We start from the raw sequence: 338 nt of genomic DNA, 5'->3' as shown, positions 1-338 counted from the left end.
TAAGACTTTGTTTGGTGGGTGATGACGGGATCGAACCGCCGACCCGCTGCTTGTAAGGCAGCTGCTCTCCCAGCTGAGCTAATCACCCAATCAATGCTTTTAAAGTGCGCATTGTCACTTAAAAAATGGCGGACCGGACGAGACTCGAACTCGCGACCTCCGGCGTGACAGGCCGGCATTCTAACCAACTGAACTACCGGTCCGCTATTCTTGCTCAACACTTTTCAGCGAAGAAAAGCTTAAGACTTTGTTTGGTGGGTGATGACGGGATCGAACCGCCGACCCGCTGCTTGTAAGGCAGCTGCTCTCCCAGCTGAGCTAATCACCCAATCAATGCT

3 tRNA genes are annotated in these 338 nt (G+C 52.7%); all 3 read right to left on the bottom strand.

What is annotated here, in order from left to right:
- Positions 1–12: 12 nt before the first annotated feature.
- The 3 genes from EOPP23_RS21270 to EOPP23_RS21260 all read right to left on the bottom strand — a co-directional run bounded on the left by EOPP23_RS21270 (position 13) and on the right by EOPP23_RS21260 (position 328).
- A tRNA-Val gene (locus EOPP23_RS21270) sits at positions 13–88 on the bottom strand.
- Positions 89–126: 38 nt separating this feature from the next.
- Positions 127–203, bottom strand: a tRNA-Asp gene (locus EOPP23_RS21265).
- Positions 204–252: 49 nt separating this feature from the next.
- Positions 253–328 (bottom strand) — tRNA-Val (locus tag EOPP23_RS21260).
- Positions 329–338: the final 10 nt, after the last annotated feature.

It is taken from the genome of Endozoicomonas sp. OPT23, assembly GCF_009653635.1.
GTDB lineage: Bacteria > Pseudomonadota > Gammaproteobacteria > Pseudomonadales > Endozoicomonadaceae > Endozoicomonas_A.
The sequence above is the reverse complement of the archived record's forward strand: the minus strand, read 5'-3'. Positions and strand labels throughout refer to the sequence as shown.